18 protein-coding genes are annotated in these 13,548 nt (G+C 45.3%); 12 read left to right on the top strand and 6 right to left on the bottom strand.

What is annotated here, in order from left to right:
• Positions 1–143: 143 nt before the first annotated feature.
• On the top strand, positions 144–473 hold the full coding sequence (locus ACKPCD_RS10110; RefSeq protein ID WP_321433093.1) for a DUF2500 domain-containing protein: 330 nt from the start codon (positions 144–146) through the stop codon (positions 471–473).
• 240 nt (positions 474–713) lie between these two features.
• On the opposite strand, the gene ACKPCD_RS10105 is transcribed toward ACKPCD_RS10110, so the two are convergent.
• Positions 714–1,334: a metal-dependent hydrolase gene (locus tag ACKPCD_RS10105; RefSeq protein WP_276642056.1), complete on the bottom strand. Its 621-nt coding sequence runs from the start codon at positions 1,332–1,334 to the stop codon at positions 714–716.
• A 233-nt stretch (positions 1,335–1,567) separates the two neighbouring features.
• On the opposite strand from ACKPCD_RS10105, the gene ACKPCD_RS10100 reads away from it, so the two are divergent.
• Positions 1,568–2,008, top strand: coding sequence for an OsmC family protein (locus ACKPCD_RS10100; protein ID WP_276642057.1), 441 nt, complete (start codon positions 1,568–1,570; stop codon positions 2,006–2,008).
• 248 nt (positions 2,009–2,256) lie between these two features.
• On the opposite strand, the gene ACKPCD_RS10095 is transcribed toward ACKPCD_RS10100, so the two are convergent.
• Complete coding sequence (locus ACKPCD_RS10095; protein WP_321433092.1) at positions 2,257–3,150, bottom strand: LysR family transcriptional regulator; 894 nt, start codon at positions 3,148–3,150, stop codon at positions 2,257–2,259.
• A gap of 128 nt (positions 3,151–3,278) precedes the next feature.
• On the opposite strand from ACKPCD_RS10095, the gene ACKPCD_RS10090 reads away from it, so the two are divergent.
• The 3 genes from ACKPCD_RS10090 (at position 3,279) to ACKPCD_RS10080 (ending at position 4,585) form a co-directional block, all read left to right on the top strand.
• Positions 3,279–3,491 (top strand): hypothetical protein, encoded by a 213-nt coding sequence (locus ACKPCD_RS10090; protein WP_218142764.1) that lies wholly within the window; start codon positions 3,279–3,281, stop codon positions 3,489–3,491.
• 25 nt (positions 3,492–3,516) lie between these two features.
• Positions 3,517–3,756: a SemiSWEET transporter gene (locus ACKPCD_RS10085; protein WP_276642063.1), complete on the top strand. Its 240-nt coding sequence runs from the start codon at positions 3,517–3,519 to the stop codon at positions 3,754–3,756.
• 388 nt (positions 3,757–4,144) lie between these two features.
• Positions 4,145–4,585 carry an HD domain-containing protein gene (locus tag ACKPCD_RS10080; protein WP_321433091.1) on the top strand — a complete coding sequence of 147 codons (441 nt, stop codon included), beginning with the start codon at positions 4,145–4,147 and terminating at the stop codon, positions 4,583–4,585.
• A 10-nt stretch (positions 4,586–4,595) separates the two neighbouring features.
• On the opposite strand, the gene ACKPCD_RS10075 is transcribed toward ACKPCD_RS10080, so the two are convergent.
• Positions 4,596–4,970 (bottom strand): YbaN family protein, encoded by a 375-nt coding sequence (locus tag ACKPCD_RS10075; protein WP_321433090.1) that lies wholly within the window; start codon positions 4,968–4,970, stop codon positions 4,596–4,598.
• Between the two features lie 371 nt (positions 4,971–5,341).
• Between ACKPCD_RS10075 and ACKPCD_RS10070 the strand changes: the two genes are divergently transcribed.
• The 6 genes from ACKPCD_RS10070 to ACKPCD_RS10045 all read left to right on the top strand — a co-directional run bounded on the left by ACKPCD_RS10070 (position 5,342) and on the right by ACKPCD_RS10045 (position 10,009).
• Complete coding sequence (locus ACKPCD_RS10070; protein ID WP_068561182.1) at positions 5,342–5,785, top strand: MarR family winged helix-turn-helix transcriptional regulator; 444 nt, start codon at positions 5,342–5,344, stop codon at positions 5,783–5,785.
• 150 nt (positions 5,786–5,935) lie between these two features.
• Positions 5,936–6,439, top strand: coding sequence for a Cys-tRNA(Pro) deacylase (ybaK, locus tag ACKPCD_RS10065; RefSeq protein ID WP_321433089.1), 504 nt, complete (start codon positions 5,936–5,938; stop codon positions 6,437–6,439).
• Between the two features lie 39 nt (positions 6,440–6,478).
• A complete protein-coding gene (locus ACKPCD_RS10060; protein WP_321433088.1) occupies positions 6,479–7,867 on the top strand; it encodes a bifunctional metallophosphatase/5'-nucleotidase in 1,389 nt (462 codons plus the stop codon).
• Positions 7,868–7,876: 9 nt separating this feature from the next.
• Complete coding sequence (locus ACKPCD_RS10055) at positions 7,877–8,590, top strand: YutD family protein (protein WP_321433087.1); 714 nt, start codon at positions 7,877–7,879, stop codon at positions 8,588–8,590.
• The gene (locus tag ACKPCD_RS10050; RefSeq protein WP_232309312.1) at positions 8,580–9,374 is read left to right on the top strand and encodes a TIGR01457 family HAD-type hydrolase; all 795 of its coding nucleotides are present in this window, start codon (positions 8,580–8,582) and stop codon (positions 9,372–9,374) included. Before ACKPCD_RS10055 ends, ACKPCD_RS10050 begins: the two co-directional genes overlap by 11 nt.
• Positions 9,375–9,415: 41 nt before the next feature.
• A complete protein-coding gene (locus ACKPCD_RS10045) occupies positions 9,416–10,009 on the top strand; it encodes a TIGR01906 family membrane protein (protein ID WP_321434557.1) in 594 nt (197 codons plus the stop codon).
• 216 nt (positions 10,010–10,225) lie between these two features.
• On the opposite strand, the gene ACKPCD_RS10040 is transcribed toward ACKPCD_RS10045, so the two are convergent.
• From ACKPCD_RS10040 to ACKPCD_RS10030, 3 genes are all read right to left on the bottom strand, one after another.
• Entirely contained in the window at positions 10,226–10,732 is a 507-nt protein-coding gene (locus tag ACKPCD_RS10040) for a phosphatidylglycerophosphatase A family protein (protein WP_086990661.1), read from the bottom strand.
• 383 nt (positions 10,733–11,115) lie between these two features.
• Complete coding sequence (locus ACKPCD_RS10035) at positions 11,116–12,105, bottom strand: NAD(P)/FAD-dependent oxidoreductase (protein WP_068561188.1); 990 nt, start codon at positions 12,103–12,105, stop codon at positions 11,116–11,118.
• Between the two features lie 51 nt (positions 12,106–12,156).
• Positions 12,157–12,666 (bottom strand): divergent PAP2 family protein, encoded by a 510-nt coding sequence (locus ACKPCD_RS10030; RefSeq protein WP_068561189.1) that lies wholly within the window; start codon positions 12,664–12,666, stop codon positions 12,157–12,159.
• Between the two features lie 165 nt (positions 12,667–12,831).
• On the opposite strand from ACKPCD_RS10030, the gene ACKPCD_RS10025 reads away from it, so the two are divergent.
• Complete coding sequence (locus ACKPCD_RS10025; RefSeq protein WP_276646617.1) at positions 12,832–13,416, top strand: peptidylprolyl isomerase; 585 nt, start codon at positions 12,832–12,834, stop codon at positions 13,414–13,416.
• Positions 13,417–13,548 lie beyond the last annotated feature (132 nt).

Genomic DNA, 13,548 nt, shown 5'->3' with positions numbered 1-13,548 from the left:
TGATTTCCATTTGGAAGCTTCCCGGTCTTTTTGGTGTAAGATTGGAGGGAGCACATCACAAGTATTCCTAAATAATCAGATGCTGATTTGTTATAATATTTCATCAAAAAGTGTTATTATTTTAACAAGGAGTGTGATGGAACATGGGTGAGAATTTTGAGTTGATAATGACTCTGGTGAGTATCGGAATCATCAGTGTATTTGGATATCTGATCATAAATATGGTTTTGAATCTGACTGCCGTTGAGGTTACCGAAAAAGCTACATTGATTGGGAAAGATACGGAGAACGCGAGCCACATGAACGGTGATTCTATGGTTACGACAACAACCTACGTGTTGACATTCGAAATAGACGGCGGCGAACGCATCACTTTCCGTGTTGGCAGAGGGGTATACCGCAAGTATGTCATCGGTGATTATGGGCGGCTGACGTACAAAAGAAAATGGTTCAGACAATTCGAACGGATTTGAGAGGACTGCATAGAGGGATTCCAGTTCCGACGAAAGCAGATTTCGCCGAAGAACAGCAAAGTTAAAGCGTCTTAACGCCTGCAAAGACCGCTTAACCGGAGGAAGGGGGTATCCGGAATTCCACCTCCGACCAAGACTAATCTCACGGGAGTACGGAGCAACTCTGCGGCCGGTCATGAACAAAAACACAAGCATCCCGGCTAAACTGTTGCCGGAATACTTGTGTTTTTTAGTTTAGAGCTATGAAAAGAATGCCAATCCCATTCTGCCGATCAGCAGGACCATTTCGATGACGACTACCAGACTGCCGATTTTGAACAACCAGTCGTTCACGATGCCGTTCGCGCTGCACAAGCCGAGGCGGATGCCGCCGGGCAGCGGATAGAATAGCTTCACGCGTTTGTGGTTCAGCATGTCGATCGCAATATGGGATGCCATCGCAACCGCAAAATAAGGGACCAACAGCGAAGACAGAATATAGACAGCCATGCTCAGCAAGGTCAGTCCAAGGAAGGAATGAAGAAACGACCGATGCGGCTGTTCCTTTCCGAAGATGCAGATACCCAAGAAAATGACGGTCCCGAAAAAAATCCGAGAGTAGGAGCTATCGTTCAAGATGGCTGAGAAAATCCCGAGTGACCATCTGGACTCCGCGAATGCCAACAGGACCGATACCGCCAGTATCAAACCAAGTATCCAGTCCAGTGTCTGATGGGATTCCGAGGTGCTGACATCGATGTCGCTGATGACGGACCCGACGATCGCGACGCCGATACAGATAAATAGTTCTTTCAGCGTGGAAGGTTGCGTAACCAGCAAGCTGGCGGCAGTCCCTACCGCTAGGTGTGTTTTTCCAGTCATGTTGAATCCTTTCAAAAACAAAATAAGCGAGAACGTTTGTTCCTGCCGTTCTAATCATATCTGATTCAGCGTAAAAAAGAAATAAAAACCGTACATAGTCCAATGACTGGATTTTCTGCATGGGTTCATTCGATTTTGTCTATCAAATGTGTTCGAATTTGCATGTTATCCAAACGCCCCGGAAGATGGTACTCTTTCCTTACCAAATTTTAATCTAAAAGGGGGAAGCAGATATGCCAAATCAACTATACAAAGTCACATCGACCAGTTTGCACGAAAATTTCCAGGTGATCAACAAAGCCAGAGGCAAGTCCATCGTGTTGGATGAGCCGGAAGCATTCGGAGGTACTGACATCGGATTGAGCCCGGTGGAGGCATTGCTTGCCGGATTAGGCAGCTGTAAAGCCATCGCCGGAAGAATGTTTGCCGAAAAGCTCGGCATCAAACTTCATGAACTGGAAATTGAAGTGAGCGGAAACCTGAACACGGACGGATTTTTGGGTGATGAGAACGTCAAAATCGGTTTCACTGACATTCACGCGACATACCGCGTCAAAGCTGATAACACCGAAGAGGAGATCCATCATTTCGTAGAGTTTGTTGAATCACATTGCCCAGTTGGCGATACCTTGATCAATCCTGCCAGCATCAGTTTTGATACCACCATCATTTGATTCACTAAAAAAATAAAAAGCCCAAGTCGCAATAGATAGACTTGGGCTTTTTATTTTGAACGAATAGGCTGCGTGGGGTTCTTTACCACCGGCGAGGCAAGGCTCCAGCGGTGGTAAGACATGAAATAAGTATGCAACTCCGGCGAATGATGGCTGAGGGGAGCTGGCCAATTGATCACAGCCTTCACCTACGCTAAGGATACTCGTCGCCGGAGCTGGCGAAATCAATCAGACAAATCATCCGAAAATCAACGGTCGACTTGTCTCTGAGCCTCTTCCTGCACCAACCTTAAGAAATAGTCCGAGGCTTTTGAAAACACTTGATATTTCTTCCATACAAAATGAAGCCCGACCTCAAGCCGCGGTTCCAACGGACGGAAGCACAAATCGCTGCTCTCACCGGTATGGATGATGCCATCCAAGCACAGCGCATAATGACTGTTTTCCTCCACGAGCAAGGAGGCATTATAGAGAAGGTTATAGGATGTGACGATATTCAGGCTGCGTTCATTGCCACCGAGCCAGCCGGCGATTTCATTTTTGACCAGAAGCTGGTTCGAACAGATGACCGGCTTATCCCTCAGATCCTTCGGTGTGATGCTTTCCAAAACAGCCATTGGACTCTCTTTCCTCATCAGGACACCCCAGATATCTTTTGTCGGCAGTTTGATGAAATCATATTTGGACATGTTCGTTGGCTCCACAAGAACCCCAAAATCCAGTAAACCTTTATCCAAACGGTCCGTGACATCCTCGGCATTACCACTGAACAGATGAAATTTGAGAAGCGGGTGCTCCGATTGGGCTTTGCTGATTGCGCGCGTAATGATCCGCATGCCTTTGGTTTCGCCACCGCCGATATAAATGTCGCCACTGAATTCAGTAGTGTCCGTATTCATTTCCGACTCGGTTTTCTCCACAAGCTGGATGATTTCCTCAGCCCGTTTTCTCAGCAACATGCCGTCATCCGTCAAAGTGATTTTCCGGTTACCCCTGATGAAAAGCTGCTTACCGAGTTCCTCTTCCAGTTCCTTCATTTGTCTGGAAAGGGTCGGTTGCGTAATATGCAAAAATTCTGCCGCTCCTGAAATGCTCTGTTCCCTTGCGATTGTCAAAAAATACTGCAACACTCTTATTTCCATGTCTTCCACTCCTTCAGTACCATTTTAACGCTCCTTGCTATGCCTTTCAAGTATGTCAAGGTATCTGATATAGGTATTTGATGTTGTTGTAGGTTAGAGGTATTCTATTTTCAAGAGGAGTGGGGTGAATGGACATAACTGAAGAAATGCTGATCACAAATCTGAAGGATGCCGGTTGCACGAAGGAAACCATCGCTGCTTTCCTTTACTATCGGAAAAAGAACGAGCAACTAAAACAGATAGAGATACTGAAAAAACATAGGCATGGCTTGTTGGATAAGATCCATGAGGACCAGAAGGCAATCGATTGTCTGGACTACTTGCTCTACAAACTAAAATAAACATACAAATCAGGGGGAAAAGAACATGATTGGATCAATCGCAGGCGTATTAACGACATTGGCATTTTTGCCGCAGGTGATCAAAGTTTTACAGACAAAGGACACAAAGGCCATTTCGCTGGGCATGTATCTTATGTCAGTGATAGGTATCTTTTTATGGATGGTGCACGGATACAGGATTGGTGATATGGCGCTTTTCATCGCAAATGTCGTCACTTTCTGTTTGGCCTTGATCATTTTGATCTCAAAATTGAAGTATAAATAACAAAAGAATCTGTGCACGCTCAGCGTCATTAACTTAAGGGTATTTAAAAATAAGAGACAGTGGAAACGGGAGATAAATTCACTCGTATCCACTGTCTCTTTCAGTTCTGACAAGCAAAAAATTCTCAAGAAAGCAAACTACTCAACAAAATGGGCCGAAATTGCCGAATAGGTGAGGAACATTCGGCAAATTGCTTTCACTTCGGGACGAGATTGTCGAATGTCGAGAAACATTCGGCAAATTGCTTCTAAATCGCACTGCAATTGTCGAATACGCAAGTAACATGCGACAATCTTGGTCCCGCATTTTTACAGTTGTCACGTTGATTAAGATACTGACATAAACTTCACGCTAATCCTTTTTTTGTTTTGCAGAAAAGTCGATTATAATGGATGAGAAAGGTGGTGCCATCATGTTGGAAGAATTGGCGTTTGAAATAGCGAAAGCAGCGCATGCCGGACAGACGGATAAAGCCGGACTGGATTATATCCTGCATCCTTTGCAAGTGGCTGCGGAGGTGACGACGGATGAAGAGAAGGCTGTCGCGTTGCTGCATGATATCATCGAGGACACGGACGTGACGGCAAGTGAGTTGCTGGCGAAGGGTTTGCCGGACAATGTTGTAGAAGCTGTTGAAGCATTGACCAAAAAGCATAACCAAAACTATGCCGCATATATGGCTGGTGTTAAAAAGAACCGGTTGGCCACTGCCGTGAAGCTGGCGGATCTGAAGCACAATTCGGATTTGAGCCGTCTGGAGAAGATCACCCAAAAAGACAGGGAGCGGGCAGAGAAATACCGCAAGGCGATTGAATATTTATCGAAGTAAATTGCTGGTATTACATTTTTTTCGATTTCCTGAACCGCAAATGCCAGGTCAATCCGATCAGGTGGGCCAAGTATACGATTATCAGTACAATGCGCAACAACGCGCTGTCGGTCAGTGCAAAAGGGATCGCAAAGACAAAGAGCATCATCACGAACATCCGGACCATTCCTGGGTTCGTGATGTTTTTCTTCACTAATGGCTCCTCGATGTATTGCTTGTATTTTTCCGATTCGACGAATTGCTTATGCAAACGGTCCGAACTGTGGACCCAGAAGAAGCCGGTCAGCAGATAGAAGACAGTTGTAGGCAGGAACGGCAAGAACATCCCGACAGTCCCGAGACCGAACGTCAAGAAACCCATGCCGATGTATAGGTATTTTTTCAAATGGATAGTCTCCTTCAAGTCTGGCAAAAACCAGATGATTTTTGTTGCTTATAGTTAACAATATCCTCGTAATGAAGATTGTTTGTGATATGCTATTCAGATAGTATAGTACATTTGGCTGAGCGTGTGTATTAGGGAATTCCTGATTCATCACCGAGAAGCAGCTATTATTAAAAATACATCTCATGTAATTTTGGGTGTACTGTTTGCCGTTTTTGGAATCAGCCTGTTTATGCCTTGGACTCTGCTCCCCAATTATGAAACATTCTGCTATTATTCCCATCATGCAAGCGTTTGTATATTTTGACAAACTTTTTCTTTCGTGCTATTATTACTTCGAAATCGAAATATTAAAGGGAGGTGGTGTTACGATGTCTGCAACAGATCGCGATACTTTGAAGGCCCTTACTGTGTTATTTAAATCATCCCAACATGTACAGGACAAACTGAAGAAAGATATGATGAAGCAAGGTTTGAATTTTTCCGAATTTGCCGTGATGGAATTGTTGTATCATAAAGGAGAGCAACCGATCCAAAATATCGGAAAGAAAGTCTTGCTAGCCAGCAGCAGTTTGACGTACGTTGTCGATAAATTAGAGAGCAAAGGGCTAGTGCAACGCATCCCATGTGCAACTGACCGCCGTGTTATTTTTACAGCCATTACCGAAGAAGGACGCAAATTGATGGACCGCATTTTCCCATTGCATGCTGCGTATATCGCAGATATATTTTCTGTCCTTTCAGATAAAGAAGTAGAAACGTTCATTGACTTGGCCAAACGAGTAGGGCTCCATGCCGAAAACTTGGAGCACTGATCAGAATCCAGCGTCAAAATATCAGGGACTGCCGCAGCATTGCGCTGGGAAGTCCCTTTTTTTGCGCTTTTTTATGCAGGAACCATCACTTTTTCCGGATGCAATCCCTATACATATGGTAAAATAGGCATTATCAGACAAAAAGGAAAGATGACAGTGAAAAATAAGAAAATAACCAAAACAAATGCGATGCGCATGTTGGATAAACAGAAGTGCTCCTATACAGTCCACGAATACGCTTGGTCGGAGGACCACCTCGATGCGCTGTCCATTCTTGAAAAAATGAGTCAGGATGCCGGCGCGGTCTACAAAACCATTGTAGCGGTCGGCGATAAGACAGGTGTTGTCGTTGGGGTCATCCCGGCGCAGAACGAACTGGACCTGAAGGCTTTTGCGAAAGTCAGCGGCAATAAACGGATCGAAATGCTGCCTTTGAAGGATCTGGAAGCAACCACCGGGTATATCCGAGGCGGCTGTTCGCCGATCGGGATGAAAAAGGCTTTTCCTACCTATTTGTCGCATCATATCCTTGATGAAAAGAGCGTGCTCGTATCCGGGGGAAAACGCGGTACGCAGATTGAGCTCAGTCCTGCCGACCTGATGATAGCAGCGCACGCCAAAGTTGAAGAGATTACTAAAGAGAAAGATGAATGAAGCACGTTCCTCTTTGTCAACGGAAAAGGAGAACGTATCATGAAGAATTTGCACATCTACCATATCAATGATCTGCATTCGCATTTTGAAAATTGGCCGAAGATCCGACGCTTTTTGTTGGAAAAGAAAGCTTTCCATGAAATGAACGGAGAAGAAGTCCTGCTTTTCGACATAGGTGATGCCTGCGACAGGGTGCACCCTTTAACGGAGGCCACCAACGGCAAAGCAAACATCGAATTGCTGAACCAGGTTCCCTTCGACGCCGTGACAATCGGCAACAATGAAGGGATCGGTAACGACAAACGCCAGTTGGACGAATTGTACGATGATGCCGCGTTCCCTGTTGTATTGGCAAATCTCTACGATCCGGAAACGGATGCTCTGCCAACTTGGGCGCAACCATATCTGATCAAGACTTTGTCCAGCGGTCTGAAGGTTGGGATCATCGGCTTGACGGCACCTCTTTATCTCAGCTATGTTCCGAACGGTTGGGACCCGAAGGAATCGGATGAAGTGCTGCCGAAAATATTGTTGAAAGTAGCGCCGTCCGTTGATTTGATCATCCTACTTTCGCACGTCGGCATCATCGAGGATATCCATATCGGCGAAATGTACCGCTCCATTCCGATTATCATTGGAGCGCATACGCATCATGTACTTCCGGAAGGCAAGCATGTGGATGAGTCTCTATTGTTGGGCGCGGGTAAGTTCGGGAAATACATCGGGCATGTCACGGTCAGTTATGATTCCGACAGGATTTTGGATCGAAAAGCCGAGTTGATTGAAGCAACTACTCTTCCGGAAGAAACTGGCGATCGTGCGGAAGTCGAGGAACTGCAAGAACGCGGAGAGAATCTCCTGTCTGCGATTCCGATTGCGGATAATCCAGTTAAATTGAAAGCAGATGAAGGTCATATCAATGATTTATTACTTTTGGGTTTGGACGCGGTGACTGAATATGCCGGTACGCCATTTGCTATCCTGAACTCAGGACTGTTCTTGGAGGATCTACCGGAAGGGATCATCACCAAAAACCATCTGCATCAAATCCTTCCGCATCCGATGCGCTTACTGGAATGCACGCTGACAGGACGGGATTTTAAAGCTATGATCGAGGAAATGGAATCGCAACGTGAAGAACTGATGACGAAGGAAATAACCGGCATGGGTTTCCGGGGAAGAATTTTCGGAGAGCTCTGCTACCGGGGTTTCGAAGTTGATCCGCTCACCAACCACGTGATAGTGGGAGGTAAGCAGATTTTCGATGAAGAAGACATCACCTTTGTGACGGTGGACCATTTCCGTTACATCAGCTATTTCCCGACAATTGAAAACGAAGGCCGCAGCCGACTGCTGTTCCCGTATTTCCTAAGGGATGTGTTCGGTCTGCATTTGGAAAATAAATTTCCCATAATGAGAGAAATGTGAGGTGCTATCGTGGATAAAAAAGAAATAGTTGATGAGGCATTGAAAACGCAAGTGGACTCCTTGCTGGAAACTATTGCTGATGATACTGGGTCGGAAAAGAACGACCACAAAGAAGAAATTGTTAAGTTATTGGACGATAACCGTCTGTTGGTGGGTACCCAAGAATACGAATTGAGCATTGATCACCGTGAAGGCTTTGATCCTGAAGCGTTAGCCGGAAGATATACCTCCATTTTGAGTAAGTACGATTATATCGTTGGGGATTGGGGCTATGATCAGTTGCGTCTGAAGGGCTTTTACAGAAACAACAACAGTAAAGTTGCTCAAGATAAGAAAATCAGCTTTTTGGAGGATTATCTCTATGAGTACTGCAATTTTGGTTGTGCCTATTTCGTGATTGAAAAAACACGCGCGGACAAAGAAAAAATCACAAAAACCAAGCGCAATCGTAAACGGAAAAATCGTGAAGCAAACAGGGAAGAACTGCCGGCCGATACAACTGCTCAAGCGGCTGCCAAGCCAAACCATGCTCCGGCCCAAACGAACAAAAATAAGGAAATAAAAAATGCCGAAAGACCGAAAACTCAACCGAAGAAAAAAGGATTTGTTATCAAAGATGTGAACGACAAGGATCCACAACCAAAGGATAAACCAAAGGCTACGACAACCAAATCTGCTAAAGGACAGAAGAAAACTTTCCAAATCAAAAAGATTGAGCAATGATCAGGAGGAGAATATCATCAAAAAGTATAAAGGTTATTTAATCGATCTGGACGGAACCGTCTATAAAGGTGCTGAGCGTATCCCGACAGCGGAAATCTTCGTCAAAGAACTTCAGGATAAAAATATTCCGTTCCTGTTCGTCACAAATAATGCAACCAAGACAGCCGCGGAGGTAAAAGAGAACCTTTTGAAAAACTTCCAGATTGATGTGACGGAAGACCACATCTATACGAGTGCAATGGCGGCATTGGATCACTTGAGTGAATGGAACATCGGTAAAAAGGTTCTTGTCATCGGTGAAGCATCATTGAAGCAAGAAGTGCAGTCAGCTGGGTTTGAAATGGTGGATGAGCATCCGGATTTTGTCCTGCAGGCGTTGGATCGGGGGGTTACCTACCAACAATTGGAGGCTGCTTGTTTGGCGATCCAACAAGGGGCTAAGTTTGTTGCGACGAATCCTGATACCAATTTGCCGACAGAACGAGGTTTTATTCCAGGTGCAGGTGCGTTGACGGCCTTTCTGAAGGCTTGCACCCAGAAAGAACCACTTATCATCGGAAAGCCCTATCCAACCATCATGGCAGGAGCCATCAAACGGATGAAGTTGGAGAAAGATGAAGTCATAATGGTCGGGGATAACTATAATACAGACATTCTGGCTGGCGTCCATTATGGTGTCGACACATTGATGGTCCTGACCGGATTCTCGCAACGGGTGGACATTGAAGGCAAGGATGAGCAACCGACCTACATCGTGAATGATCTGTCCGAGTGGGAAGTGTAGCGATGGGGCAAAAACTGAAATATTTTTTTGGCTATGTAGCCATGTTTTTACTGGTATTGAGTGCGAGTATTGCTTTTACGATAAACTTTACACCGCTTTACAGCTTTGATATTGATTACTTGAACATAGAGCAAATGACTGGATTGTCGAAAGACATCATTTTGGATAATTATCGGATCTTGATGCAGTATCTGAATTTGCCCTGGATCACGGAGTTGAAGATGCCCGATTTTCCGGCATCCGAAAGTGGATTATTCCATTTTTATGAGGTTAAACAGCTGTTTTTGCTGGATTACGCCATACTGGGTGTGTCGGCTGTTGCGACCGGCTTATTTTTGCGGATGGTGAAAAAAGAGCAGGGATACTGGCGCATGATGACTCCGTTAAGGGTGATGATCGCAGCTCCACTGGTGGCTTTGGCAATTATTTTCATGAACTTTGATCGTTTGTTTGTGGCTTTTCACGGCGTCTTCTTCAATAATGATGCCTGGATATTTGATGCGCGGACAGACCCGATCATACTTGCGTTGCCGCAAGACTTCTTCATGCACTGCTTTGTGCTGGTCTTCGTGCTGCTTGAACTGGTGCTTGTGCTAGTGTACTTCTGGGTACGCAGAAAAGTGAAAACAACATAAAACAAACGAGCTTGAACTGCTATCTACTATGATGGCAATTCAGGCTCGTTATTGTTTTGGATAGTGCTCGATTTCTCCCCGGGATTTGTCACACTCTCTAAAACGTGTTCTGATTCGCAGGGGATTCCGCCTAAGCTGCTATTACGTCACGGCCAAAAAGCGGCCGTTCTCGTAATAGCTTCTTAGTGCTCATCCCCTCCCGCGAATCATCACACTCTATTTCATTATGTCGCTTTTGTTTGGGTTGTCGTGGGCGATGCGGCTGGCGGCTGCGGCGGCGATGGCGCCGACGATGTCATCAAGGAAAGTGTGGCACTCTGAATCGGATTTGTCGTTCAGTTTCTGCAGGATGCCGGGTTTTACTTTGTCGATGTATCCGTAGTTCGTAAAGCCGATGGACCCGTATACGTTGACGATGGAAAGGGCAAGGATCTCATCGATGCCGTAGAGCCCTTCGTCGTTCAGGATAATATCCGCCAATGGCTGTGAGAGTTCCCCCGATTCGGCGAGTTTATCTATTTCGATACCCGTGATGATCGCGTTCTGAACTTCCCGTTTCAGGAACACGGCCTTAACGTTCTCGATGCATTCATCCATAGTCAAGTTTTCTACATACGACTTTTGGAGATGCAAAACGAGGTCTGCAATATCTTCGACGCTCACACCTCGTTCCTCCATTAAAACTACCGCTCGTGCATGCAACTCGCTGCCTGATTTTACCATATAAATTCCTCCTGAATTCGTATTTGATACTTTTATTATAGAGGAATGACAAGTGAAAACAAAAGAAGAGGCATTTTTGATTCATTATTTGCACTACACTGGTGGACTTGGAAGAGAGGCTGCCTGAGGAAGTAAAAAAAAGGTGCTCTCATTTTATTTTGAGGCTGCTTTATTTAGTTGTATTCGTTCGCATACTGCGACATAAGCTGTATGGAAGCACCTTGGATTGGGTCGGTTATACGTGTGATGAACGGAACATGAATAAAGGCCAAGTATTCACCTTTTCGGATGCTGGGGTGCGAAAAAAGATGGATATCGGCCGATTATCCATGCCTACAAGCAAAAAGAGGATCATCTCTGAAAGAGACAGTCCTCCATAAAATCTAGAATAAACTGGTACTGTGCATCGGTTGCACGCGGGTGTCCGGATTGATGTAGGCCATCGCATTGTTGACGGCTATTGGGGCTTCTCCGAATCCAGTGGCGATCAGTTTTACTTTTCCGGAATAGGTACCGATGTCTCCGATAGCATAAACGCCTGGGATGGTGGTTTCCATCTTCGAGTTCACGACAACTGCATTTCCTTGAACCTCGAATCCCCATTTCTTCATGCCGCCGATAGAAGACGAAAAGCCATAATTGATCAAAAAGTCATCGATGTCTAATTCCAACGTATTATCCTTCCGGGCTTCCTGAAGGGTTACGCTCGTCAAGAACGCATCGTTTCCGTTGACACTGATAGGAACGAAAGGTGTCATGATCTCAACGGACGATTCTTGCAGTAGATGAACGCTGTGTTCTTGGGCGCGGAATTGCGGCCGACGATGGATCAGATAGACTTTTTTAGCGATAGGTTCCAAAGTTAAGGCCCAATCCACTGCCGAATCCCCACCGCCGCAGATGGCAACCGTCTTGTCGCGGAAACTTTCGATGTTGTTCACGAAATAGTGCAGATTAGTATTTTCGTACTTGTCAGCATGTTCTATTTCCAATTTTCTCGGCCGGAAAGCGCCATTGCCGGCGGATATGATCACTGCTTTCGAATAGTGGCGATTTTTGGTCGTTTGAATTTCGAAGATACCATCTGCGTTTTTTTCGAGTTCAAACGCTTCTTCACCGAAAACCAACTTTGTGTCAAAGCGGTCCATCTGTTCTTTCAGGTTCGTTACGAGGTCGCCGCCGGAAATAGCGGGATAGCCTGCGATATCGTATATATTTTTTTCAGCATAGAGCATGCCGGGTTGGCCGCCGAGCTGGGGTAGGGCTTCTATGATTTTGACTTTGGCTTGCCGCAGGCCGGCATAGAATGCCGTGAACATGCCGACAGGGCCGCCGCCGATAATGGTAATGTCGTATATTTCTTTATCTGTCAATTTTCTTCCTCCGTTATTTATGTTCCAGGCGAAATGTCGCCCGGAGCGGTATCAGATTTGTTCGTAGAACATTCTGACGATGAATGTCACAAAAATACCCGTCAGCAGTCCGACAAAAACTTCCGAAGGTTTGTGCCCAAGGTATTTTTTTACGGCCATTTCTTCAGGGTAGATTTTCTCCTCCGCTTCCTCAGCGATTAATTCCTGTTCGTTTTTCGGGAACTTGAGTGACAAGCGGGTCAACTCTTTGATGGCATCTATGAGGACGATCCCTTGTTCGCCGCTCTGGCGACGGACTCCCATCGAGTCGAACATGACGATGACGCCAAAAGTTGTAGCGATGGCTACATAACCGGAGCCGATGCCGTATTGCAGAATAAGCGCCGTTATCAGCGAACTGACGGCCGCCGAGTGGGAACTGGGCATTCCCCCTGTAGTCGTAACAATCGACAAAGAAGTTTTCTTGTCTTTTGAAAAGATTGCAATCGGATATTTTAAAGCTTGGGTGAACATGATAGCTGCCAGGGAACAAATTAGGGGAAAATTCTCGAAAATCATCATTATTTTTCATCCTTCACTTAAATATCTACTTTCCATTTATGATAACATGAATCGATAGATACAACCTAATGAAAAAGAAAAAACGGATTGAATTTTCATTTTTGGAGAATCAGAGGACTAATCTTTTGCATCTTGTGGTAAAATGTAAAAAAAGGAGGATGAATAATGAGTTTATTTCCACAATTACAACCAACAGAAAACGATAAGAAAGTCATTATGAAAACAAATAAAGGGGATATCACTATCCGTTTATTCCCTGACATGGCGCCGAAAACAGTCGAGAACTTTTTAGGTTTGGCTGAAAGCGGCTATTATGACGGCATCATTTTCCACCGTGTCATTGACAACTTCATGATCCAAGGTGGCGATCCTACAGGAACTGGCATGGGCGGATCAAGCATTTGGGGAGATTCTTTTGAAGATGAATTCTCAATGAATCTGTTCAACCTCAATGGTGCATTGTCGATGGCTAATGCTGGTCCGAACACAAACGGAAGCCAATTTTTCATCGTAACTGCAAAAGAAGTGCCGATGACAATGTTAGCCCAATTGGAAGCGGGTGGCTGGCCTAAAGAAATCGTTGAAGCGTATGCTGCAAACGGTGGAACGCCTTGGTTGGATCAAAAACATACCGTATTCGGACAAGTGGAAGCGGGCATGGACACGGTCTACGCTATCGAAGGCGTGAAAAAAGGCGCTCAAGACAAACCTGTCGAAGACGTTGTCATCGAGAGCATTACGATTCTATAATAGTAGGGGCTGAAAGAGTGCCCCTTTTTCTACTTGAATGAGATTATCCTATTTCCGTCACTCCTGACATTGCTGGAGTGTTTTCAGAGTAGGGATCACAAAGCCGCCTAAGAGTTGCTTCTGATTAAAGTT

It is taken from the genome of Trichococcus flocculiformis (assembly GCF_963662535.1).
In the GTDB taxonomy this organism is placed as follows: domain Bacteria; phylum Bacillota; class Bacilli; order Lactobacillales; family Aerococcaceae; genus Trichococcus; species Trichococcus flocculiformis.
The sequence above is the reverse complement of the archived record's forward strand: the minus strand, read 5'-3'. Positions and strand labels throughout refer to the sequence as shown.

Coding starts and splice junctions, on each gene's coding strand:
- ACKPCD_RS10110 (WP_321433093.1), top strand. CDS start 144: ATGGGTGAGAATTTTGAGTTGATAATGACTCTGGTGAGTATCGGAATC.
- ACKPCD_RS10105 (WP_276642056.1), bottom strand. CDS start 1,334: ATGACTGGAAAAACACACCTAGCGGTAGGGACTGCCGCCAGCTTGCTG.
- ACKPCD_RS10100 (WP_276642057.1), top strand. CDS start 1,568: ATGCCAAATCAACTATACAAAGTCACATCGACCAGTTTGCACGAAAAT.
- ACKPCD_RS10095 (WP_321433092.1), bottom strand. CDS start 3,150: ATGGAAATAAGAGTGTTGCAGTATTTTTTGACAATCGCAAGGGAACAG.
- ACKPCD_RS10090 (WP_218142764.1), top strand. CDS start 3,279: ATGGACATAACTGAAGAAATGCTGATCACAAATCTGAAGGATGCCGGT.
- ACKPCD_RS10085 (WP_276642063.1), top strand. CDS start 3,517: ATGATTGGATCAATCGCAGGCGTATTAACGACATTGGCATTTTTGCCG.
- ACKPCD_RS10080 (WP_321433091.1), top strand. CDS start 4,145: ATGGATGAGAAAGGTGGTGCCATCATGTTGGAAGAATTGGCGTTTGAA.
- ACKPCD_RS10070 (WP_068561182.1), top strand. CDS start 5,342: ATGTCTGCAACAGATCGCGATACTTTGAAGGCCCTTACTGTGTTATTT.
- ybaK (WP_321433089.1), top strand. CDS start 5,936: ATGACAGTGAAAAATAAGAAAATAACCAAAACAAATGCGATGCGCATG.
- ACKPCD_RS10060 (WP_321433088.1), top strand. CDS start 6,479: ATGAAGAATTTGCACATCTACCATATCAATGATCTGCATTCGCATTTT.
- ACKPCD_RS10045 (WP_321434557.1), top strand. CDS start 9,416: ATGTTTTTACTGGTATTGAGTGCGAGTATTGCTTTTACGATAAACTTT.
- ACKPCD_RS10040 (WP_086990661.1), bottom strand. CDS start 10,732: ATGGTAAAATCAGGCAGCGAGTTGCATGCACGAGCGGTAGTTTTAATG.
- ACKPCD_RS10030 (WP_068561189.1), bottom strand. CDS start 12,666: ATGATGATTTTCGAGAATTTTCCCCTAATTTGTTCCCTGGCAGCTATC.
- ACKPCD_RS10025 (WP_276646617.1), top strand. CDS start 12,832: ATGAGTTTATTTCCACAATTACAACCAACAGAAAACGATAAGAAAGTC.